The organism is Mycobacterium sp. IDUB_24 (assembly GCF_055419385.1).
In genome coordinates this window covers 114,876-137,692 of record NZ_JBVAXO010000005.1, presented here as the reverse complement: position 1 = coordinate 137,692, position 22,817 = coordinate 114,876, and the positions used below count along the sequence as shown (strand labels likewise).

Below are 22,817 nucleotides of genomic sequence, written 5' to 3'. Positions count from 1 at the left end.
CGATTCGGATTACCTGCCGCACATTGGGCGGACCGCCGCTCCGCGGCGGTTTACGCTCCCGATAAAAACATTCCGGCTGATCTTCGCGCTGCTCGTGGCCGCGAGTGCCCTCGCCGCGCCGGCGGCGGCGGACACCGAGCCCGGCACCGTCACACTGTCCTGGCCGTCCCTGGGCCTGCCCCGCACCATCAACCTCAACGCCCCGAACAGCAACCAAGATTTCGATGTGCCGGTACCTGCCGGGCTCGCCGCCGTCAGGCTGCACGGCCTGATCCATGCCCCGGTGAATCTCGGCGCAGGTTTCCTGGAGGTCTCCGACCCGAACGGCGGCTTTCTGGGTGCGGTGAATTTGCCGCCGGTGGCGGCCAATCAGGCCGTCACGCCCTTCACCGTTGACATTTCGGCTGCGCGCGTTCGGAGTTCAGCGATCGGACTGTCGTTCACGGTGCGCCAGGTGGATGGCACCGGCCAGATCTGTGGACCCATGCAACAGCTGCAGATCAGCGATCTGGAGGCCGATTTCACCGGAACGGAGCCGGCGCCCGCGACGGTCGGCACGTTCTTTCCGCCCGTGCTACAGCGCGTCACGGTCTATGCGCCGAACGACGCCGACGCTTCCGAACAACAAGCAGTGCTCACCCTGGCGTCGGCCCTGGTGCGGGAATACGCGCCCCAACCCCTCGGCATCACCGTCGTCAGCCAAGCGCGCGGGGCGACCCCGCCGCCGTCCGGTCAGTTCACCCGCGCCGTTGTCGTCGAACGTGGTCCTGCCGGCCTCACTGTCACCAATCCCGGTACCCCCGGAGTATTTCTCCGGTTGTCAGGTCGCGGCGATGAATTGACCGCACAGACATCGTTGATCGTCAACGAACTGCAGGCGCTGGCGCAGGTCGACACCGCCAGGGTCTACCAAGCAGGCAGCGACGCCAAGCCCACCATCGACACCATGACGTTCGACCAACTGGGCATGAAGGGTCGGGCCGAGGTGCTCCGGTCCGGGAACATCGCCGTCAGCACCGATCGCGCCGCCCTGGGCGCCGGCCGTATCGAGAGTGCCCGGGTGCATCTGCTCGCCCACTACACACCGGTGGCCAAAGAAGACGCCGCGACGGTGCTGGTGCGCGCCAACGGCATCGTCGTCCACACCCAGGCCCTCGATCCAACCGGCAGGCTCGATACAACCTTCGACCTGCCACAGCGGACGCTCACACAACAGGTCGCCCTCGATTTCGCCCTCACCTACAGCCCCCGTCAGTTGTGTGGGCCCATGATCGCGCCCCTCACCTTTCAGGTCGACCAGCAGTCGAGCGTGACCGTAAAGCGCGGCGGGCCGGCGCCCGGCGGGTTCGATTCCCTGCCATCAGAGTTCAGCCCGAAGTTCTACGTGGCGCTCGACGGGACCAGTCCGAACCAGCTCAGCTACGCCACGCGCGTGCTCACTGATCTGGCTCGCCAAACGAAAGCCCAACTGATGCCTCAGGTCGTGGACATCAAGGCGGCCGCCGGAGCTTCCGACTCGGCGCTGATCGTGGCAAACGCCAACACCCTCAAGCAGACAACGCTGAACCCACCGTTGGGCGGCACGGGCTCGGCGATCACCGTCGAACTGCCTACGCAGTTGCGCGCGGACATCAATCGGGGCCTCGGCTCGATTCAGGTTTTTGCCGACGAACCTCGCAACCGAACCGTCGCGCTGATCACGACCACTGATGCGTGGACCCTGGTGGATCCACTGATCGACTACCTCGACAGACCGGACATCGGCTGGTCGCACCTCACCGGGGATGTGCTGGCCGCCGGGGCGGCGGGCGTCCCGGTCGCCGCGTCCATCCGCGATGATGACAACGGATCCAGGCTCACCCCGTCGGATGGCCGAAGCCACGCACTCGAGATCGCCGGGGGCGTAGCACTGGTCGCGCTGGCGGCGATTGCCGGAATTGGGTTGTGGCGGCGCAGAACAAGGAGATCTGTTGATGCGTAAGGGATTGGTGTTGCTCTCCGCCGCCATGGTGGTGCTCGCTGGTTGTGGATCGCCGTCCAAACCCAATTCGGATTCCGGGGAGGAGGCGCCGCACAACCTCGGCTCTGTTCCGCTGACGAATGTCGTCGACCCTGTGCGCAACGCCGCTGCATCGATGGACGTCGTCACTCACATCTCGCGCTCGGGCATCGATGACACTCAATCCCAGGTGACAACTTCGGTTTTCGTCCCAAAGGGCGATGCGCCGGAGGGCGGATTCCCGATCGTCGCGCTGTCCAACAGAACTACCGGCATTGCACCGGAATGCGCGCCGTCTCTTTCACCCACGCTGCTGGGTCTCGCGCCAACGATAGAGGCGTTGCTGAAGGCACACTATGTCGTGGCGGTTCCGGACTTCCAGGGTCTGGGCAAGCCTTCCGATGAGGACGACGGCAACCAATACAACCCGTATCTGGATTCGACTACCGCCGGCTACAACATTGTTGACGCGGTCCAGGCAGCCCATGTCGCGGTGCCGCAGTCGTCGGCGTCCTGGCTGCCGATGGGGATCGGAGAGGGCGGGCAAGCCGCCTGGGCGGCCAATGAGCTCGCGGACAACTACTCCTACGAGCTCGAACTCGCCGGCTCAGTCAGCATTTCGCCGATATCTGACATCGACGGACTCTTGGAAGCCGCGAAGAACGCCACGTTGAGTAACGAGCAGAAGGTGATGCTCGCGAGATTCCTTGCCGGCCTGGAAGCCGCGTACCCGGACGCGATCCACCTCGACGAGTTTCGCCGCGGCGCCGCCCAACAGCACTGGGACGCGCTTCTAGCCTGCCAGTCCGATCCGACCGCGGAGCAGGTCGCCGGACAGATCCCGGCCACGGACCTGCAACCGGCCGACGCAGATGCCGCATCTACGCTGCAGGGTTTCCTATCCAAGGCCACTCTGCCGCAGGGGCCGACACGAGCGCCGATGCTCGTGGTCTACAACGATGGCGATCCTTTCAGCCCGGGTACGTGGACCGATACCGCGCTCACGGCGGCGTGCAAGTTGGGCGACACCATCACGATCCGGAAAAACCCACAGCCACAGCCTGATTCAGCCGAGACACTGGCTTGGATCGGTGACCGATTCAAATCGGAGGCAGCCCCGAACGATTGTGAGGGCCGAACCAAATGAACCTGTCCCTGACCAACGGCTTGATCCCGATAACCCTCCAACTGCTTGCCCTGATCGCGATCGTGGTGTCGATCGGCCGCGGCCGGTCCCGGGAGTGGATGCGGCGCTGGCTGCTCACAGCCGTACTTGTCGGCGTGGGCCTCGCCGCCGCCGCTCGACTTTTCGTACGCGACCAAGGCTGGTCCGCCGAGGCCATCGCTTTCGGAACCGTGTTCTGGACGGCGATGCTGGGATTCAGCGCAACGATCCTGATCGCCGGCTGGGGCGGCAGTGCGTGGTGGCGCCGGCTGGTATCGGTGCTGTCCGTGGTGTTGGTTGTCGTGTGCGGGTTCGCCGCGCTCAACACCGCCACCGGCTACCTGCCTACCGTCAAGGCAGCTTGGCTTCGGATTACTCAAACCGAGCCCGAACAGTGGATCGATGAATCCCAGCTCGCCGCACTTCAACAGAAGGGAGAGGTACCGACCCGCGGAACCGTGGTGCGAGTCGACATTCCCGCCGATGCATCAGGTTTCGCGCACCGCACCGAAGTGGTGTATCTCCCGCCGGCCTGGTTCGCCAGCAATCCACCACCGCAATTGCCGGCCGTGATCATGATGGGTGGCGAGTTCAATCATCCCAACGACTGGCTCCAGTCGACAAGCGCCCTGCAAACACTGGACGACTACGCCGCGCTGCATCACGGCAACGCGCCCATCTTCGTATTTCCCGACATCTCAGGTAAGTTCAGCAATGACACCGAATGCGTCGACGGCACCCGCGGTAATGCTGCCTCACATCTGACCAAAGACCTGGTTCCGTACATGATCTCGCGTTTCGGGGTCAGCCCGAAGGCCGAGAATTGGGGTCTGGCCGGCTGGTCATCGGGCGCGACCTGCTCCCTGGTCACTGCGGTTCGGAACCCCGACATGTTCAGCGCCATCGTCTGGCTCGACGGCACCCTCGGCCCCAACGCAGGCACCAAGGACCAAACTGTCGCACGGCTTTTCGGTGGAGACGAGAAGGCCTGGGCAGCGTACGACCCCAAGACCGTGATCACCCAACACGGCCCGTACGACAACATGGCGGCCTGGCTCGGCGTCGCCGATGACACGCCGACCGTCCACCGCGACGCCGGTACCACTCCACCGCCCCCTGACGCCGTCGAGGATTGGGACACCTTCTCGGAGGAACACGCTCCCAACGCCAATAAGCTGTGCACCCTGCTCAGCGGTTACAACATCGAATGCTCGGTTGTGGGTTACACCGGCGACCATGACTTCCAGTCGGCCGGCGCGGCCTTCGAGGCATCCCTGCCCTGGCTAGCCAGTGAGCTCGGCACTCCCTATGCGCGGGACAGGGCGCTGCCCGGGGCGGACGGAAAGTAGCTCACCCCCACAACACCTCCAGCGAGGTGACCGACTGACCGAGTGCTCGGGCACTCAAGGCCCGCAGAGCACGCCGTTCGACGACCTCGAAGCTCGCCCCGACATGCTCGTGCAAGGCCTTGCGGCCGGCATCGAGCTGATCGTCCAACAGGAGATCGACGATCTGGAGGTGTTCGGTGATGGTGGCGGCCACCCGCTCCTCGGTGACGAAGTCGTACATCCGGATGAGCCGGATGCGCCGGTTGACGTTGTCGAGCGCGGCGACCATCGCCGAATTGCCCGATGCAGTGCACAACGAGATGTGGAACGACTCGTCCATCAACACCATGTCTGCCTCTGGCGGTGGTGGACTGGCTTCCAGTACGGCCCACTCGGCCCGCAGCGCGGCCAACCGGTCCTTGTCGTAGCGCAGCTCGTCGGTTTCCAGAATTCGGGCGATGCCGCGAAGTTCGATCGTGATGCGCAGCTCGTAGAGGTCTCGGACGCCCGCGATGTCCAGGGCCACCGGGTAGTACCCGTCGGAGCGCCGCTCGAGCATGCCATCGGCGTGCAGCCGGACCAGGGCTTCACGCAGCGGTGTTCGGCTGACGTCGAGCGTCCCGCAGAGTTGGGACTCGACAAGCCGGGTGCAGTGGTCGATCTCACCGACCATGAGCTTCTTTCCCAGGTCCACATAGACCCGGTCGCGCAGCGATACCGGTTGCTCGACCCGCGTGCCGGTCACTGCAGTTCCTTGAGCGCGGCCACCACATCGGAGCTCGGGGCGTGCGCCCCGAAGACACCGCCCTGCATCGTGATCATGTTGAGCGCCGCAACGTGGTTGGCGTAATCGGTGGCGCCGGTGGCGTCCGAGACGACGAGGCATTCGTATCCGCGGTCGTTGGCGTCGCGCATGGTGGTGTGCACGCACACGTCGGTGGTGATGCCGGTCAAGATGATGTGGGTGATGCCGCGGCTGCGCAGCACCAGCTCCAGATCGGTGGCGTAGAAGCTGCCCTTGCCCGGCTTGTCGATCACGGGTTCGGCTGGCAGGGCGGCCATCTCGGGGACCAGTTCCCAACCCGGTTCACCGCGGGTCAGGATCCGGCCGCACGGGCCCGCCGATCCGATCTCGGCTCCGATCTGGGCCGAACGCCAGCGCTTGTTGGCCGGCAGATCGGACAGGTCGGGCCGGTGCCCCTCCCTGGTATGGATGACGAACAATCCCGCCGCGCGGGCCGCAGCCAATACCTCCTGCGCCGGACCGAGCGGGGTTCGCACCAGCGACAGGTCATACCCCATGGTGTCGACGTAGCCGCCCTCCCCACAGAAGTCGACCTGCCAGTCGATGTTGATCAATGCGGTCCGGCCGGCGGGGATATCGCCGTCGTACGGCCAGACATAGGGCGCGGCCTTGATGGTGACGGTCATGCCGGCTGCACCACGGCCGACCGTACCGGCAGATAGGTGAGGGCGGTGAATGCCAGGCCGCCGATCACCATCGCCACCACCGCGTCGGAGAGCTGAGGCGCATAGAAGTGCGTCAGCAACGCTCCTGCAGCTCCGATTGCCCACGCCGCGAACGGTTTCCAGCACAGCGGTGCGATGGCCCGCCGGTGCGCGAACACCAGCTGGTCGAGGATGAGCACGATGCCGATCGGGGGCACCAGCACACCGAGGATGTTGAGCCACGTAGCGAAGTAGGCCCAGATGCCGGCGACGGCCGCGACGGTTCCCACCACACCGAGCACGATCGTCAACTGGCGCATGGTCTTTCCGGTGATGTTGCCGAATCCGACTGCACCGTTGTACAGGCAGTGCGCGCACACGCTCCCGAGGTTGACGAACACGAACACGATCGCCAGAGGCACCAGGATGCCGCCGCCACCGACCAGCACGTGCAGGAAGTCACCACCTGCCGTACCTGGTGCGGCCGCGGCACCGAGTGCGACCACGAACGCCCCGGCCAACTGAGCGATCAGGTAGGCGATCGGAAAAGCGGAGAACGCCGCCAGCGCGGCTTCCCTGCCGTTGCGCGCCCATCGCGTGAAGTCCGCGGTCATGGTCCCGGAATCGGCGAAGCACGCGAAAACCATTGTCACGGCGACACCGAAGCCGAAGGCACCCACCCCGGCGCCGCCGCCATAGGAGAGCGCGGAGCCGATACCGTGATCGGCCGCCGCCAACACCACGGCGACGATGCCGAGCGGGATGAACAGCACCGACGCCACCACCCCGATCCACGAGATGGCCCGGATCCCGACGAACGTCAGCGCCACGGACAACACCCCCGCCAGCAGGGTGATCCACGGTGCACTCCACCCCATGGACAGGTTGAGCGTGGAACCGACCATGCCGGTCTGGAAGGCGAACCAGCCGATCACCAATGCGGACAGGAACGCCGACACGATGCGAAAGCCTTTGGTTCCGAAGGTGTCCGCCGCAGTGAGTGCGAAGTTCTTGCCCGAGCGCCCGGCGAGGTAGCTCAGCATGCCCACATAACCCATCAGGATCAGGTCGCCGACTGCGATGGCGACCATGCCCATGGCGAAGCCCAGGTTGTAGACCACGATGCCGGCGAACACGGCCGAGGTCATGATCATCGGAAACCCGACCCACACCGCGGACACCGCGAACAGTGACTTGCGGGCCGACACCGGGACGGGCTGGTTCTCGTACTCCTCACCGAGCGCCGAGTGTTGTTCGGCGTGCGCTGTATCCATGGCTGTATACGGTGCGGTATACGGATTTCTCCGGCGTTTCTGTCGATGAACGTTCCGTAACGGGGTGCTCACCGCCGCGCGGCACCGAGCTTTACGTCACCGCAACACAACGAGCCGGTCCACGTAACAGAAACGTCGTCAACTCCCAGTGATCGGCCCGCCCGGGCCGCCACCCCCAGGAGATGTTGATGGATACAGGAACCACGGCGTTCATGCTGTGTTGCATCATCGGCCTCACGCTGATGATCCCCGGCCTTGCCCTGTTCTACGGCGGCATGGTCTCGGTGAAGAGCTCGACCAACATGATGATGATGACGTTCGGCGCAGTCGCCCTGGTGGGTGTGCTGTGGGTGCTGTTCGGATTCTCGATGGTCTTCGGGACGTCCTACGGCGGATTCGTCGGCAGCGTCACCGAATTCGCCGGCATGAAAGACCTCATGGAACCCATGACCACGGTCGCAGGGCTTCCGGTCAGTTTGTTCTCCATCTTCCAGGCCCTGTTCGCGGCCATCACCGTCGCGCTCATCTCGGGCGCGGTCGCCGACCGGATGAAGTTCGGCGCCTGGATGATCTTCGCCGCCGCCTGGGCGGTCCTGGTGTACTTCCCGGTCGCCCACTGGGTGTTCGCCTTCGACGGTGTCGTCACCGAGAACTCGGTCGGCGGCTGGATCGCCAACAAGCTGCACGCCATCGACTTCGCCGGCGGCACCGCCGTGCACATCAACGCCGGCGCGGCCGCCCTGGCCGTGGCGATCGTGCTCGGCAAGTCCGCGATGTTCGGCCAGCTGCGTAAGCCGCACAACGTTCCGCTGACCCTGCTGGGCGCCGGCATGCTGTGGGCCGGCTGGTACGCCTTCAACGGCGGGTCCGCCCTGGCCGCAGGCAATTCCGCGGCGATCGTAATGGTGACCACCTTCGTCGCCACCTGTGCGGCCACCCTGGCCTGGATCGGCGTCGAGAAGCTCAAGGACGGCCACGTCACCGGCGTGGGCGCCGCCTCGGGCGCAATCACCGGCCTGGTCGCCATCACCCCGGCCTGCGGTGCGGTCACCCCGATCGGCGCGATCTTCGTCGGTGCCATCGCCGGGGCGATCTGCGTCTACGCCGTCGGCTTCAAGGAGAAGCTGGGCTACGACGACTCGCTCGACGTGGTCGGTGTACACCTGGTCGGTGGCGTGGTCGGCACCCTGCTGATCGGCTTCTTCGCCAGCGAGGGCATGCCCAACGCCACCAACGGCCTGTTCTACGGCGGCGGATTCGACCAGCTGTGGAAGCAGGCGATCGCGGCCGGTGCGGTAATGGCCTATTCGTTCGTGGTCGCCTTCGCCATCGCGTTCGTCCTCAAGAAGACCATAGGTATCCGGATCTCCTCCGAGGAAGAGGAGAAGGGTATCGACGCCGCGTTCCACCGAGATTCGGCCTACGAGCTCGAATTCGCCTGACAGTCAGTTCGATTCCCCGGCCCGGCTGCCGTGGACCGCTCCCACGGCAGCCGGTGACCGGGGATTCCTCGGCTTGCCGATGTTTCCTACTGTGATACTTTGATTCATATAAAGAGACGAAAGTGCTGGTGCTATGCCCTCCGATCTCGCCACCCTCGCCGAACAATCCGGCACCAAGTTCATCCTCGCGCTGTTCGTAGACTTGCGCGGAAAGCCTTGCGCCAAACTGGTTCCCGTTGAATCGGTAGAGCTGCTGGCCACCGACGGCGTCGGCTTCGCCGGCTACGCGGTCGGCGCCATGGGCCAGGAACCCAAAGACCCCGACCTCATCGCGATCCCCGATCCGGCGTCCTTCACCCCGATACCGTTCATCAAAGAGGGCCTGGCCCTGGTGCACTGCGACCCCCACGTCGAGGGCACACCGTGGCCGTACGCACCGCGGGTCATCCTCAAGGGACTGATCCAGCGTGCCGCCGACGCCGGATTCGAACCCTGGGTCGGCGCCGAGGTCGAGTACTTCCTGCTGCGCCGCAACGCCGATGGCGCGCTGGCCACGGCCGACGCTGCGGACACGGCCGCCCAGCCCTGTTACGACGCGCGCGGCGTCACCCGGATGTATGACCACCTCACCGCGATCTCCACCGCGATGAACACGCTGGGCTGGTCCAATTACGCCAACGACCACGAGGACGGCAACGGACAGTTCGAGCAGAACTTCGAATTCTCCGACGCTCTGACCACCGCCGACCGGGTGATCACCCTGCGCTACCTGTTGTCGATGATCGCTGCCCAACGCGACATGGTGGCCACCTTCATGCCCAAACCGTTCTCCGATCGCACCGGCAGCGGCCTGCACCTGCACATGTCGCTGACCAGCGGTGGGAATCCGGTGTTCCCTGCAGGATCTGCCGATTCCGACGAGCGGGGCCTCGGCCTGTCCGAGACGGCGTACGCCTTCATCGGCGGGATCCTGGACCACGCCTGTGCGCTGCAGTCCGTCGTCGCCCCAACCGTCAACTCCTACAAGCGAACCGGTGCCACCTCGACCGCGTCGGGCGCCTCATGGGCCCCACGCAAGCCGAGCTACGGTGGCAACGACCGCACCCACTACATCCGGGTGCCCGACAGTCAACGTATCGAATTGCGCGGCGGTGACGGGTCGGCCAATCCGTATCTCGCGATCGCCGCGTCGCTGGGCGCGGGGCTCGACGGCGTCAAACGCAGCCTCGACCCCGGGGCGGTGGGCGCCCAGGGACCGGCGGCACTGCCACCCACGCTGCTGCATGCGATCGAATCATTGGAAACCGATTCGATCGTCACCGGCGTGCTCGACGTCGCAGGCGACGGCGTCGCCTCCTACTTCGCCGACGTCAAACGCGCGGAGTTCTTCGCCTACCACGGCACCGTCTCACCGTGGGAAATCGACCAATACCTGACGGCGTTCTGAGAGGAGAAATTGTGTGTGGAATCGTCGGGCTGCATCTGCGTAGCCCAGAGTTGTATCCGCGCCTCGGCGAACTGCTGGCCGCCATGCTGGGCGAGATGTCCGACCGCGGTGCCGATTCAGCGGGTATCGCGGTCTACGGAGACCCGGAGTGGTCGCCGTACGGACAGGGCTGCGTTTCGGTCACAGATGTCCCGGAACCACCCGACCTGGGTCCGGATGTGGATGTGGTGCAGGTTGATTCGACCTATCTGCTGTCGGCCGATATGGATTCCGAGGAACTACTCGTCCTCGTCCGGGCCGCGTACCCGACCGCTCTGATCTCCGGGTTCGGCGCCGACCTGGCGGTGCTCAAAGGAGTCGGTCATCCCCGCTCGCTCACCGACGCCTGGGGCCTGTCGAAAGCGCAGGGCTGGCAGGGCGTCGGCCATACCCGGATGGCGACCGAGTCTGCGGTGACGCCGTCGGGCTGCCATCCGTACACCGTTGGCCCGGGACAGTGCTTGGTACACAACGGATCTTTCGCCAACCACGCCACCATCCGCCGCGAGCTGCGCCGGGCCGGGGTGGCGTTCGACAGCGAGAACGACACGGAGGTGGGCGCCCGGTTCGTGGCCGAACAGCTGGCCGCCGGCCGCGATGTGGCCACCGCGCTCAAGGAACTGTGCGCCACCTTTGACGGCTTCTACACCCTGCTGGTCTCCGATCACGACTCGTTCGCAGTGGTGCGTGACGCCATCGCCTGCAAGCCCGCCGTGATCGCCGAAACCGCCGACTGGGTGGCGATGGCCAGTGAGTACCGGGCCCTGGCCGGGCTACCAGGGGTCGAGCAGGCACGCATTTGGGAACCGGAACCGGAGGTGGTCTACGCATGGACCAGGTAACAGCCACTTTAGTTGGGTTCGATTTACGCACAACGCCTTTACGTGAGGTCAATGCGGCGCTGCACCGGCCGGGCGTCGACGGCGAGTACGTCATCGCCCATCCCGACGGCGCGCACAACGTGGCCGTCGGCCTCGACGCCCCTGTGCGGGTGACTGTCGAGGGCCACGTCGGCTACTACGCCGCCGGGATGAACCAACTCGCCGAGGTGACCATCAACGGCAACGCCGGGACCGGGGTCGCCGAGAACATGATGAGCGGCACGGTCCGCGTCACCGGGAACGCCTCGCAGTCCGCGGGCGCCACCGCGCACGGCGGGCTGCTGGTCATCGAGGGCGACGCGGCTGCCCGCTGCGGAATCTCGATGAAGGGCGTGGACATCGTGGTAGGCGGCAACATCGGCCACATGAGCGCATTCATGGCGCAGGCCGGCCGGCTGGTGGTTCGCGGCGACGCCGGCGAGGCGCTGGGCGATTCGATCTACGAGGCCCGCATCTACGTGCGCGGCGAGGTGGCTTCACTGGGTGCAGACTGCATCGCCAAGCCGATGCGTGCCGAACACCATGCCGAGCTGGCGGAGCTGTTGGCGGCCAGTGGATTCCGTGACGACGACACCGCGTCCTACACCCGCTACGGCTCGGCCCGAAACCTCTACCACTTCCACGTCGACAATGCGAGCGAGTACTGATGCGCGAATCCGCCACCTTCGATCGATCCACGATCGCCGATATCCAACGGGCCGCCGAGACCGGCATCTACGACATCCGCGGCTGGGGAGCCAAGCGTCGGCTGCCGCATTTGGATGATCTGCTGTTCCTGGGCGCGTCGATGTCGCGTTACCCCTTGGAGGGTTATCGGGAACGCTGTGGCACCGACGTGATCCTCGGTGACCGGCACGCCAAACATCCTTTGCACCTCGACATTCCGGTCACCATCGCGGGCATGAGCTTCGGCGCGCTGTCCGGGCCGGCCAAGGAGGCCCTGGGCCGCGGGGCCAGCGAGGCCGGCACCTCGACCACCACCGGCGACGGCGGCATGACACCCGAAGAGCGCGGGCAGAGCAAGCACCTGGTGTACCAGTACCTGCCCTCGCGTTACGGGATGAATCCCGACGATCTGCGCAAGGCCGACGCCATCGAGGTGGTGCTCGGCCAAGGCGCCAAACCCGGCGGCGGCGGAATGCTGTTGGGGCAGAAGATCTCCCCTCGCGTCGCGCAAATGCGGACCCTGCCCGAAGGGATCGACCAGCGCAGCGCGTGCCGTCATCCGGACTGGACCGGGCCCGACGACCTCACCATCAAGATCAACGAGCTACGGGAGATCACCGACTGGGAGAAGCCCATCTACGTCAAGGTGGGCGCCACCCGCACGTACTACGACGTGAAGTTGGCCGTGCACGCCGGGGCCGACGTGGTGGTGGTCGACGGAATGCAGGGCGGCACGGCCGCCACCCAGGAGGTGTTCATCGAGCACGTGGGTATCCCGACCCTGGCCGCGATCCCACAGGCGGTGCAGGCGCTGCAGGAACTGGACGTGCATAGGAAAGTCCAGCTCATCGTCAGCGGTGGCATCCGCTCCGGCGCCGACGTCGCCAAGGCACTGGCACTGGGTGCCGACGCCGTGGCGATCGGCACCGCCGCGCTGATCGCACTGGGCGACAACCATCCCCGCTACGCCGCCGAGTACGAAAAGCTCGGCAGCGCGGCCGGTTTCTACGATGACTTCCAGGACGGACGCGATCCGGCCGGCATCACCACCCAGGACCCGGAACTGTCGGCCCGGTTCGATCCGGTCGAGGGCGGCCGGCGGCTGGCCAATTACCTACGGGTGCTGACCATGGAAGCCCAGACCATCGCCCGAGCCTGTGGGAAGGCCCATGTGTGCCACCTGGAGCCCGAGGACCTGGTGGCGATCACCATCGAGGCTGCGGCGATGGCGCGGGTTCCGCTGGCCGGCACGAACTGGATACCAGGCTCATGACCGACCCGAAAAGCACAGACGTCGTCATCGTCGGCGGCGGCCTGGAGGGGGCCGCCGCGGCCTGGGCGTTGAGTCGACGTGGCGTCACCGAGGTGACTGTCCTGGAACGCAATACCGTCGGCTCCGGGATGACCGGGAAATCCAGCGGGATCGTGCGCTGCCACTACGGGGTCAGCTCGCTGGCCGCCATGGCCACCGTCGGCCTCGAGGTGTTCGAGAACCCTCAACATTTTTTGGCAGATCAGGTACAAGACATCGGATTCCGGCAAACCGGCTATGTCGTCGGCGTCGGTGAACCAAATGTCGAGGCGATGCGCAGGAGCCTGGCCGCCCAACGCGAGGTCGGGGTGCAGACCGAGGAGATCGACCGCTCCGAGGTGGCCGAGCTCTGGCCGTGGGCCGATCTGGAACCGTTTGCCGCCTTCGGCTGGGAGGCTCGCGGCGGATACGGTGACGCCTACCAGACCGCGCAGGCGTTCGCGGTGTCGGCGAGGGCCGCTGGAGTGCGAATCCGCCAGGGCACCAACGTGACCGGGCTGCTGCTCGACGGCGACCGGGTCACCGGCGTCACACTGGCCGACGGCACAAAGGTTTCGGCAGGCACCGTCGTCGTGGCCACCGGCGCATGGACCCGGCCGTTCCTGACCCGCTACGGCGTCGACGTACCGATCCGCGTGGTTCGGGAGCAGATCGTGACGATCAAACCCGGAGTGCCGATCGGAGCGGTCCCGGTGTTCTCCGACCTGGTGTCACTGCAGTACGTCCGCCCCGAATTGGGCGGGGAGATCCTGTTCGGCAACAGCGATCTGGCGCACTGCGAGCCCGCCGACCCCGACGACTATCTGAACCGGGCGACCGACGGGTTCATCGATCTGACCGTCGACAAGGTCGGTACCCGGTTTCCCGGCTTCCCCGACGCGGCGATCACCGGCAGCTACGCGGGCTGCTACGACGTCACCCCGGACTGGAACCCGGTCATCTCCGCGACCGGTATCGACGGCCTGATCGTGGCGGCCGGATTCAGCGGGCACGGCTTCAAGATCGCGCCCGCCGTCGGCAGGCTCGTCGCCGACCTGGTGACCGAGGGCCGCAGCTCCGACCCGCGGATACCTGAGACGGATTTCCGGCTGACCCGGTTCGCGGAGGACAATTTGCTCAAGAGCCGGTATCCGTACGTCGGTGCCGGGGAGATGCGCTAGACAGGAGTGCCGTGAGCGACCTGCCCCTGCTCCGCAATGCCGGCACGGCCCGCGAGCGGGATCCGCACGCGCCCGTCGAGGAACTGGAATTCGAGGCGGCGATCGGACGCAATGTGCGTCAGCTGCGGCAGCAGCACGGGCTCACCGTCGCCGACATGGCCGCCCGGGTGGGCATCTCCAAGGCGATGCTGTCCAAGATCGAGAACGCCCAGACCTCGTGCAGCCTGTCCACCCTGGCACTGCTGGCCAAAGGTCTCGACGTCCCGGTGACCAGCCTGTTCCGTGGGGCCGACGTCGAACGGCCGGCGGCATTCGTCAAGGCGGGCACCGGCCCGGAGATCGTGCGCAACGGCACCAAACAGGGCCACGAATATCAACTGCTCAGCTCTTTGCGCGGTGAGCACAAACGCCTGGAATGCCTGCACGTCACGCTGACCGAGAAGAGCCAGACCTACCCGCTCTTCCAGCATCCCGGTACCGAGTTCCTCTACATGCTCGAAGGCGTCATGGACTACAGCCACAGCCGCTCGGTGTATCGGCTGCAGCCGGGCGACTCGCTACAGATTGACGGGGAAGGCGCTCACGGACCGGTTGACCTGATCGAACTGCCGATCCGGTTCCTGTCGGTGATCGCCTTCCCCGATTCGCAGGTGTGAGCCGACACCCGGTACGTCGGGAGTTGGCAGGCAGCGGCGCGAATGTCACTGTGGTGGCTATGCGCCACCGTGCCCGTCGAGCGGTCCGCGACGCGTCTACCTGCCTCGCCGTGATCGTTCGGATGGCGTTGACCAGCGCGGTCGCCGTCGCGCCCAGTCTGGTCAGCCTGGTCCAGGAGAACCGGGTACGGCCGGCGGCCGCGGTCCTGCCGTTGCCCGACCTCGCCGGCCAACCCTGGGCGGCGGCGCCAACGGCGCGTCCACCTACCGCGGCGCCGGCTACGACGGGGCCACCGCCACCCCCGGAGGTTCAGGCACCGGGTGCGGTGCACATCCCCGCGATCGCACTGGCGGCCTACCAGAACGCAGACGCCATGATGGCGCAGAGCCAACCCGACTGCGGTGTGACCTGGAACCTGCTCGCCGGGATCGGGTACATCGAGTCCACGCATGCGTTCGGCGGCGCCGCCGACGAACGCGGTAACCCTGTCAGTCCCATCTATGGCCCCGCCCTCGACGGCTCACTGCCCGGCAACGAGATCATCGTCGCCGGCAGCTTTGGCGGCGGCACGACCTACGCTCGCGCGCAGGGGCCCATGCAGTTCCTGCCGACCACGTGGCTGCTGCACGGCGCCGACGGCGACCGCGACGGTCGGGCCGATCCGCACAACCTCTTCGATGCCACCCTGGCCGCGGCCCGCTACCTCTGCAGTGACGGTGCGGACCTGCGCGACCGGGCGCACCTGACCGCCGCGGTGCTGCGCTACAACCATTCCATGGCCTACGTCGCCAACGTGCTGGGCTGGGCGCAGGCCTACGCCACCGGTGTGGCTCCGGTGAACCTGCCGCCGCTCACCGCGCCGCGGCCGCCGAGCGTCGCTGTTCGCGCGGTCGACGGCCCCGCATCGGCCGTCGGGTCGGCTGAAACCGCCACCGCCACGCCGGACAAGACCGTGGGTCGAGACGACCACGGCGACACCGGTTCAGCGACACCCCGGCCGGGATCTTCGGTGACGCGCACGGGCTCCACCAACACGAGCACGAGCGGGTCCCGGCACAGCACCGGCACCGCCACACCCAAGGTCAAGTTCGGCAACGGCCGTTCCGGCGGTGCGCGCTGACAAGACGGGGAAGGCGCTCACGGACCGGTAGACCTGATCGAACTGCCGATCCGGTTCCTTTCGGTGATCGCCTTCCCCGATTCGCAGGTGTGAGTCAACGCTTCGGTCTACTCGTAGATGCTGGTGATCCGCTGCGGGCCGTGGTGGTTGTGCCAGCCGGGCTTCATTCCGGGGGCCGGGGTGGCGTAGGTGTCCGGGCTGTAGAGGTTGCCCGAGCCCTGCGGTGTCTGAGCCACGGCCGTGCCGGCCAGGCCGAGCGCGACGGCGCCGAAAACGCCCGCGGACAGGATGGGCAGTGCCAGAGCCTTGGTGAACTTCGTCATGATCGTGAATCCTTCTGTCTCAGTTAGCTTTTCGATTGGCTTGGCGGCTTGTTCGGCCACTGAGACAAGAGTGCGGCTTGGACGGCTCAGAGTCTGTCCGTCGATCGGGCGGTGCGGTGGGTGAAGTTGCGTTCCCCCAATCGGGGGACGTGCACGTCAGCCATGGGTTTTGGCCTGGGTTTGACGCGGAGTACAGTTGACCGCGTGCAGCGGGTGCTCCTTCTCGGACGCCGCGACGGGGTCTGACCAGACCGGCTTCCCGTCGCGGGTTTTTGCGATGCGCCGGTCGAGTCCCCCACTCAAAACTCCCGGAGCAAACATCATGACCACCCCCGACATCTCTGCAGATGCCTTCACTTCGGTTCGCGCGATCAATACGCCGGCCGGTGCACCCAACCCCGGTCAGCCCGTCTGGAACACCCAGCGCGCCTCGTCCATGCCGGTCAGCCGCTATCGCAGCTTCGCCGAGGAGGTCCCCGGCGGTAGCCCGGCCTTCGGCACCGGCGTTCCGTTCGACCGCACCTGGCCGGACCGCGTCATCGACAAGGCCCCCATGTGGTGTGCGGTCGACCTGCGCGACGGAAACCAGGCGCTGATCGATCCCATGAGCCCGGCGCGCAAGCGCCGCATGTTCGACCTGCTGGTCCGGATGGGTTACAAGGAGATCGAGGTCGGGTTCCCCTCGGCCAGCCAGACCGACTACGACTTCGTCCGCGAGATCATCGAAGACGGCGCCATCCCGGCCGACGTGACGATCCAGGTGCTGACGCAGTGCCGGCCCGAGCTGATCGAGCGCACGTTCGAGGCGTGCGCGGGAGCCCCGCAGGCCATCGTGCACTTCTACAACTCGACGTCGATCCTGCAGCGCCGCGTGGTGTTCCGCGCCGACCGCGACGCCGTCAAGCAGATCGCCACCGACGGCGCCCAGATGTGCGTCGAGGAGGCCGAGAAGTACCCGCAGACCCGCTGGCGCTTCGAGTACTCCCCCGAGTCCTACACGGGCACCGAGCTGGAGTACGCCGTCGAGGTGTGCAACGCGGTTGCCGACGTGGTCAAGCCCACTCCGGAGTGGCCGCTGATCGTCAACCTGCCGGCCACCGTGGAGATGGCCACCCCGAACGTCTACGCCGACTCGATCGAGTGGATGAGCCGGCACCTGACCCCGCGTGACTCGATCATCCTGAGCCTGCACCCGCACAACGACCGCGGAACCGGTGTTGCCGCAGCAGAATTGGGCTACCAGGCCGGCGCCGACCGGATCGAGGGCTGCCTGTTCGGCAACGGCGAGCGCACCGGCAATGTCTGCCTGGTGACCCTGGGCTTGAACATGTTCAGCCGCGGTGTCGATCCGCAGATCGACTTCTCAAACATCGACGAAATCCGTCGCACCGTCGAGTACTGCAACCAGCTGCCCGTGCACGAACGTCACCCCTACGGCGGTGACCTGGTCTACACCGCGTTCTCCGGCAGTCACCAGGACGCGATCAACAAGGGCCTGGACCAGATGAAGTTCGACGCGGACGACATGGACTCGGACGTCGATGAAATCCTGTGGCAGGTCCCATACCTGCCGATCGATCCCAAGGACGTCGGCCGCACGTACGAGGCCGTGATCCGGGTGAACTCGCAGTCCGGCAAGGGCGGCGTCACCTACATCATGAAGGCCGACCACGGGCTGGTGCTGCCACGCCGGCTGCAGATCGAGTTCAGCCGCGCAGTCCAGCAGCTCGCCGAAGGGGCCGGCGGGGAGGGTGGCGAAGTGTCGCCCAAGGCGATCTGGGACGTGTTCTCCGAGGAGTACCTGGCCCCGATCACCCCGTTGGAGCGCATCCGCCAGAAGGTGGTCGCCTCCGAGGTCGACGGTGGCACCGACACCATCACCGCGATCGTGAAGATCGACGGTGTCGAGCGCGAGATCATCGGTGCGGGCAACGGCCCGTTGGCGGCGTTCGTCGATGCCCTGGGGGCGATCGGCTACGACATCAACGTCCTGGACTACTCCGAGCACGCCATGTCTTCGGGTGAAGAAGCCCAGGCCGCGGCCTACGTCGAGGCGTCGATCGGTGGCAAGACCGTCTGGGGCGTCGGCATCGCAACCTCGATCACCACGGCATCGCTGCGGGCCGTGGTGTCCGCGGTGAACCGCGCGGCGCAGGGCTGACTCCCACAACCCCTCACCACCTCTCACCACCTCTCACCACCGAATCGCGCGCCGAGTCGCCCGGCATGGGCCATCCGCGCGTGGTTAGCTGACGTTCGCGTAGATGACTACGCGAACGACAACGTCAAGGAGCGGTTATGGACTGGGGTTCGACTTGGGATTTCCTGTGGCATTTCCTGATCATCTTCGCCTGGATCGCCTATTTGCTGGTCCTGTTCCAAATCCTCACGGACCTGTTCTGGCGCGATCACAAGACCTCCGGCTGGGTCAAGGCCGTGTGGGTGATCTTCCTGATCCTGATTCCGTGGCTCACCGCGCTGGTGTACCTGATCGCCCGGGGCAAGGGCATGTCCGAACGCGCCCAGGCGGCAGCGCTGGCGGCCAAGAAGGAGACGGACGACTACATCAAGCAGGCCGCAGGCCGGTCCCCGGCTCAGGAGATCGCCGACGCCAAGGCTCTGCTGGACGCCGGCACGATCACGCAGGCAGAGTTCGACGGGCTGAAGGCGAAGGCGCTGGGCTGAAAGCCGAGCTGAGTCAGAAAAGCGTGTACTGATCGCTTTCTGCGGGGGTGTCGCAGAACTCCTCGATATCGGCGCCACCGACGATGTGGGTCAGCAGACCCATGAACGTCTCGTCGTCGACTAGCGGCACCCCCAACTCGGCGGCCTGGTAACCCTTGCCCTGACTCGGTGCGGTCTCATTGCAGATCACGAGTGAGGTCTGCTGGTCCACCAGGTCGGTGTAGGACAGCCCGGCGTGCAGGATGCGCTCGACGAGCTCCTCGTGGGTGCGCACCACCTCCGCCGACAGCGCCACCCGCATGCCCTGCACCAGCGGCCGCCCCGGCACCAAGACGCCGGGGTTGGCGTACTCGCACGGCAGCCGCGAGGCCAGCATCTTCAACGGCCGCAATTCTTCGTGGGTGACGTGGCCGTTGGGCCAACGGCGTCGGCTCACTTCGCGCAGCGGCAGCCAGACCTTGCGGTCGCGGGCCCTGGCCAGCGTCGGCTTCAGGATCTGTGCCAGCACCAACGCGTCATCGAGCGCATCGTGCGGCCGCATCTGGCTCACGCTCCAGTGCGCCGCCAACGTCTCCAGCCGCAGATTTTCGGTACCCAGAGCCAGCCGACGGGCCAGTTCCACAGTGCACATCACGCTGTCGATGGGCAGCTCCGCCCCGACCAGTTCGGCCTCGGCGGCCAGGAAGCTGTAGTCGAAGCCCACGTTGTGCGCGACCATCGTGCGTCCGCGCAGGATGTCGCTCAGCTCGCCGACGACGTCGCCGAAGGTCGGCTGGCCTTCCAGCATCTCGGCGGTCAGCCCGTGCACATGGGTGGGCCCCGGATCCACACCCGGGTTCAGCAGGGAGGCGACGCTGCGCTCGACATTGCCGTCATCCCCGACCGCCAGTGCGGCGACGCTGACGATGCGAGCCTGCCCGGGCCGAAACCCTGTGGTCTCCACGTCGACGACCGCCCAGCCCGCTCCCGGCTCCTCCGCCGGCCTGCCCCACGCGCTGCTCATATTCGCCAGGATGGCACGCGGGCCCGACAGAGTCGCCCGGCACGCTTGCGTGTCGTGCCCCTAAAATCGCCGGATGCTGACCATCCGTGGGCGCGCCGCACTGGCCGCCGGAGCAACCGCACGCTGGGCGTCGCGGGTTACCGGCCGCGGTGCGGGCGCGATGATCGGCGGACTGGTCGCCATCACGCTGGACCGTTCGATCCTGAGCCAGCTCGGCCAGGGCCGCCGCAGCGTGGTCGTGACCGGCACAAACGGCAAGTCGACCACCACCCGCATGACCGCGGCCGCCCTGGCCACGCTCGGCCCGGTGGCCAGTAACTCCGAGGGCGCCAACATGGACGCCGGGCTGGTGGCGGCGCTGGCCTCGGCGCGCGACGCCGAGCTGGCCGCCCTGGAAGTCGACGAGATGCACGTCCCACATGTGTCTGACGCCGTGGACCCGTCGGTCATCGTTCTGCTGAATCTGTCCCGCGACCAGCTCGACCGGGTCGGTGAGATCAACCACATCGAGCGCACCCTGCGCGGCGGCCTGGCCCGCCACCGCGACGCGGTGATCGTGGCCAACTGCGACGACGTGCTGATGACCTCGGCCGCCTACGACAGCCCGAACGTGGTGTGGGTGGCCGCCGGCGGCAGTTGGTCGGGTGACTCGGTGAGCTGCCCACGGTCCGGCGAGATCATCGTGCGTGACGGGCGGGACTGGCACTCGACGGGCACCGACTTCAAGCGTCCCAGCCCGCAGTGGTGGTTCGACGACACCCACATCCACGGGCCCGACGGCCTCGCGCTGCCGATGACGCTGGCCCTGCCCGGCGCCGTCAACCGCGGCAACGCCACCCAGGCCGTAGCGGCCGCCGTGGCGCTCGGCGCGGACCCGGCCGCCGCGGTGGCTGCGGTTTCCGGCGTCGACGAGGTTGCCGGGCGGTACCGCACAGTGCAGATCGGCTCACACACCGCCCGGATCCTGCTGGCCAAGAACCCGGCCGGGTGGCAGGAGGCGCTGTCGATGGTCGACAAGCAGGCGGCCGGAGTCGTCATCTCGGTCAACGGGCAGGTGCCAGACGGGGAGGATCTGTCGTGGTTGTGGGATGTTCGGTTCGAGCACTTTGACGACACTCAAGTGGTGGCCGCCGGCGAGCGCGGTACCGACCTCGCGGTGCGGCTCGGGTACGCGGGCGTCGAACACTCCCTGGTGCACGACACCGTCGGCGCGATCGACGCCTGCCCACCCGGGCACGTCGAGGTGATCGCCAACTACACCGCATTCCTGCAACTGAATCGGCGGATCTCATGACGGGTGTGCACGCGAGGAGCAGTTCAACGGTCAGCATCGGGCTGGTGCTGCCCGACGTGATGGGCACCTACGGCGACAGCGGCAACGCGGTGGTCCTGCGGCAACGGCTGCGGCTGCGGGGTATCGACGCCGAGATCGTGGAGATCACGCTGGACGATCCCGTGCCCGACTCCCTGGACCTCTACACCCTCGGCGGGGCCGAGGACTACGCGCAGCGGCTGGCCACCAAACACCTGATCCGGTATCCCGGTCTGCAACAGGCGGTTTCGCGGGGCGCACCGGTGCTGGCCATCTGCGCGGCCATCCAGGTACTCGGCCACTGGTACGAGACCTCGGCCGGTGAACGGGTCGAAGGTGTCGGGCTGCTCGATGTCACGACGTCACCGCAGGAGACCCGCACCATCGGCGAGGTAGCCTCCAGACCTCTCCTGGATGGGCTGACGCAGCCGTTGACGGGATTCGAAAACCACCGTGGCGGAACGGTTCTGGGCCCCGATGCCAGGCCGCTGGCGGCAGTCACCAAAGGCGCGGGCAACCGCTTGGGCGACGGATACGACGGGGCCGTGCAGGGCAGCGTGATGGCCACCTACCTGCACGGACCGTGTCTGGCGCGCAATCCGGAACTGGCCGACCATCTGCTCGCTCAGGTCGTCGGTGAACTGCCGCCGCTGGAGCTGCCCGAGGTGGATCTGCTGCGCCGCGAACGGTTGACGGCCCCGCGTCGGGCCTAGGCGAAAGCGTCGACAGCTGCGCCGATACGCGCTGCGGCGTCGGCGAGGATCGGCTCGCCGTGCCCGAACCCGGCGCGCTGCGCACCCGTGGCGGCGAGAATCCCCGCCGCACGTGAGGCGCCCGCCCGGTCGGTGTTGAACACCCCGAGGATCACCTGTCCGTGGAACTCGGCTATCGCATCGCCGGTGAGCACGGTGTCGGCAGCGGGGAGATACAGCGCGATACTGCCCGGAGTGTGCCCGGGCACGCCGACGACCCGGGCACCGTCGGCGAATTCGAGGACATCGCCGTCACCGACCACGCGGTCCACCGAACACGGCGGCCCGTTCGGCGGCTCGACAAGGTCGGGACGAAGCGTGCGCTCACCCGCAGTCAACACCGGCACCGGACCCGGCGCACCGCGTACGAACTCGGCGTCGCCCGAGCCGGCGATGACCTCGACATCGGACCAGCCGGCGATTTCGGCGGCCGCACCGCAGTGATCCTCGTGGAAGTGGGTGAGCACGATGCGCTTGACGTGAATGCGACGCCGGCCCAATGCGGTCAGCGCGTCGTCGATCAACTCGGCACTGTCCGGCCAGCCGGTGTCGATCAACGTCACCCCGTCCGGCTCGGTCCACAGGTAACTGTTGAGTAGATGAGCCTGGCCGCCGGGGATGCGCAGTCGATAGAGCGAATCCGCCATCTGGAGTAGGTCGGGCATGACTCCGACGTTAGTGGCGCCGTGGCCAGTACAGGTTCCCACTTCGCTCACAGCGCACTAGGGCGAACGTGCAGGCGATCAGCCGCGAATCAAGCCACCGCGGCGAGCCGCGAATCAAGCCACCGCGGCGAGCCGCGA

The 22,817-nt window shown here is 66.7% G+C and carries 21 protein-coding genes and 1 pseudogene; 16 read left to right on the top strand and 6 right to left on the bottom strand.

Annotated features, from left to right (window positions below):
• Positions 1 to 94 precede the first annotated feature (94 nt).
• From ACZYZF_RS18645 to ACZYZF_RS18635, 3 genes are read left to right on the top strand one after another with little or no spacing between them, the layout of a single operon-like run.
• Entirely contained in the window at positions 95 to 1,981 is a 1,887-nt protein-coding gene (locus ACZYZF_RS18645; RefSeq protein WP_463743830.1) for a hypothetical protein, read from the top strand.
• Positions 1,974 to 3,146, top strand: coding sequence for a lipase family protein (locus ACZYZF_RS18640; RefSeq protein WP_463743829.1), 1,173 nt, complete (start codon positions 1,974 to 1,976; stop codon positions 3,144 to 3,146). The genes ACZYZF_RS18645 and ACZYZF_RS18640 overlap by 8 nt, the downstream gene beginning before the upstream one ends.
• Positions 3,143 to 4,513 carry an alpha/beta hydrolase gene (locus ACZYZF_RS18635; protein WP_463743828.1) on the top strand — a complete coding sequence of 457 codons (1,371 nt, stop codon included), beginning with the start codon at positions 3,143 to 3,145 and terminating at the stop codon, positions 4,511 to 4,513. The genes ACZYZF_RS18640 and ACZYZF_RS18635 overlap by 4 nt, the downstream gene beginning before the upstream one ends.
• A 1-nt stretch (position 4,514) precedes the next feature.
• On the opposite strand, the gene ACZYZF_RS18630 is transcribed toward ACZYZF_RS18635, so the two are convergent.
• From ACZYZF_RS18630 to ACZYZF_RS18620, 3 genes are read right to left on the bottom strand one after another with little or no spacing between them, the layout of a single operon-like run.
• Entirely contained in the window at positions 4,515 to 5,237 is a 723-nt protein-coding gene (locus ACZYZF_RS18630; RefSeq protein WP_463743827.1) for a GntR family transcriptional regulator, read from the bottom strand.
• On the bottom strand, positions 5,234 to 5,923 hold the full coding sequence (gene biuH, locus ACZYZF_RS18625) for a biuret amidohydrolase (protein ID WP_463743826.1): 690 nt from the start codon (positions 5,921 to 5,923) through the stop codon (positions 5,234 to 5,236). The genes ACZYZF_RS18630 and biuH overlap by 4 nt, the downstream gene beginning before the upstream one ends.
• Positions 5,920 to 7,215, bottom strand: coding sequence for a cytosine permease (locus ACZYZF_RS18620; protein ID WP_463836453.1), 1,296 nt, complete (start codon positions 7,213 to 7,215; stop codon positions 5,920 to 5,922). The genes biuH and ACZYZF_RS18620 overlap by 4 nt, the downstream gene beginning before the upstream one ends.
• A 188-nt stretch (positions 7,216 to 7,403) precedes the next feature.
• Here ACZYZF_RS18620 and ACZYZF_RS18615 point away from each other — a divergent pair, with 188 nt between their 5' ends.
• From ACZYZF_RS18615 to ACZYZF_RS18575, 9 genes and pseudogenes are all read left to right on the top strand, one after another.
• A complete protein-coding gene (locus ACZYZF_RS18615; protein WP_463743824.1) occupies positions 7,404 to 8,657 on the top strand; it encodes an ammonium transporter in 1,254 nt (417 codons plus the stop codon).
• Between the two features lie 133 nt (positions 8,658 to 8,790).
• Entirely contained in the window at positions 8,791 to 10,104 is a 1,314-nt protein-coding gene (glnT, locus tag ACZYZF_RS18610) for a type III glutamate--ammonia ligase (protein WP_463743823.1), read from the top strand.
• Positions 10,105 to 10,115: 11 nt separating this feature from the next.
• Positions 10,116 to 10,985, top strand: a complete 870-nt coding sequence (locus ACZYZF_RS18605) for a class II glutamine amidotransferase domain-containing protein (protein ID WP_463743822.1) — start codon at positions 10,116 to 10,118, stop codon at positions 10,983 to 10,985.
• Positions 10,973 to 11,671, top strand: coding sequence for a protein glxC (locus ACZYZF_RS18600; protein WP_463743821.1), 699 nt, complete (start codon positions 10,973 to 10,975; stop codon positions 11,669 to 11,671). Before ACZYZF_RS18605 ends, ACZYZF_RS18600 begins: the two co-directional genes overlap by 13 nt.
• Entirely contained in the window at positions 11,671 to 12,963 is a 1,293-nt protein-coding gene (locus tag ACZYZF_RS18595) for an FMN-binding glutamate synthase family protein (protein ID WP_463836452.1), read from the top strand. Before ACZYZF_RS18600 ends, ACZYZF_RS18595 begins: the two co-directional genes overlap by 1 nt.
• A complete protein-coding gene (locus ACZYZF_RS18590) occupies positions 12,960 to 14,162 on the top strand; it encodes an NAD(P)/FAD-dependent oxidoreductase (protein ID WP_463836451.1) in 1,203 nt (400 codons plus the stop codon). The genes ACZYZF_RS18595 and ACZYZF_RS18590 overlap by 4 nt, the downstream gene beginning before the upstream one ends.
• Positions 14,163 to 14,173: 11 nt before the next feature.
• Entirely contained in the window at positions 14,174 to 14,818 is a 645-nt protein-coding gene (locus ACZYZF_RS18585) for a helix-turn-helix domain-containing protein (protein WP_463743818.1), read from the top strand.
• Between the two features lie 59 nt (positions 14,819 to 14,877).
• Positions 14,878 to 15,939: a lytic transglycosylase domain-containing protein gene (locus ACZYZF_RS18580; RefSeq protein WP_463836450.1), complete on the top strand. Its 1,062-nt coding sequence runs from the start codon at positions 14,878 to 14,880 to the stop codon at positions 15,937 to 15,939.
• A 3-nt stretch (positions 15,940 to 15,942) separates the two neighbouring features.
• Positions 15,943 to 16,032: pseudogene (locus ACZYZF_RS18575) on the top strand (helix-turn-helix domain-containing protein); the annotation flags it as partial.
• 14 nt (positions 16,033 to 16,046) lie between these two features.
• Here the strand turns inward: ACZYZF_RS18575 and ACZYZF_RS18570 are convergent.
• Entirely contained in the window at positions 16,047 to 16,262 is a 216-nt protein-coding gene (locus ACZYZF_RS18570) for a hypothetical protein (protein WP_463743817.1), read from the bottom strand.
• Positions 16,263 to 16,584: 322 nt separating this feature from the next.
• Here ACZYZF_RS18570 and leuA point away from each other — a divergent pair, with 322 nt between their 5' ends.
• Together leuA and ACZYZF_RS18560 are read left to right on the top strand one after the other, a co-directional pair.
• Entirely contained in the window at positions 16,585 to 18,423 is a 1,839-nt protein-coding gene (gene leuA, locus ACZYZF_RS18565; protein ID WP_463836449.1) for a 2-isopropylmalate synthase, read from the top strand.
• Between the two features lie 137 nt (positions 18,424 to 18,560).
• The gene (locus ACZYZF_RS18560) at positions 18,561 to 18,947 is read left to right on the top strand and encodes an SHOCT domain-containing protein (RefSeq protein ID WP_463743815.1); all 387 of its coding nucleotides are present in this window, start codon (positions 18,561 to 18,563) and stop codon (positions 18,945 to 18,947) included.
• 13 nt (positions 18,948 to 18,960) lie between these two features.
• Here ACZYZF_RS18560 and ACZYZF_RS18555 read toward each other — a convergent pair whose 3' ends face one another.
• A complete protein-coding gene (locus tag ACZYZF_RS18555; RefSeq protein WP_463836448.1) occupies positions 18,961 to 19,950 on the bottom strand; it encodes a DEDDh family exonuclease in 990 nt (329 codons plus the stop codon).
• 73 nt (positions 19,951 to 20,023) lie between these two features.
• Here ACZYZF_RS18555 and ACZYZF_RS18550 point away from each other — a divergent pair, with 73 nt between their 5' ends.
• Complete coding sequence (locus ACZYZF_RS18550; protein ID WP_463836447.1) at positions 20,024 to 21,244, top strand: MurT ligase domain-containing protein; 1,221 nt, start codon at positions 20,024 to 20,026, stop codon at positions 21,242 to 21,244.
• Positions 21,241 to 21,975 (top strand): type 1 glutamine amidotransferase, encoded by a 735-nt coding sequence (locus tag ACZYZF_RS18545; RefSeq protein ID WP_463743812.1) that lies wholly within the window; start codon positions 21,241 to 21,243, stop codon positions 21,973 to 21,975. The genes ACZYZF_RS18550 and ACZYZF_RS18545 overlap by 4 nt, the downstream gene beginning before the upstream one ends.
• Here the strand turns inward: ACZYZF_RS18545 and ACZYZF_RS18540 are convergent.
• A complete protein-coding gene (locus ACZYZF_RS18540) occupies positions 21,972 to 22,679 on the bottom strand; it encodes an MBL fold metallo-hydrolase (RefSeq protein WP_463743811.1) in 708 nt (235 codons plus the stop codon). The two genes, ACZYZF_RS18545 and ACZYZF_RS18540, sit on opposite strands and share 4 nt — an antisense overlap.
• Positions 22,680 to 22,817 lie beyond the last annotated feature (138 nt).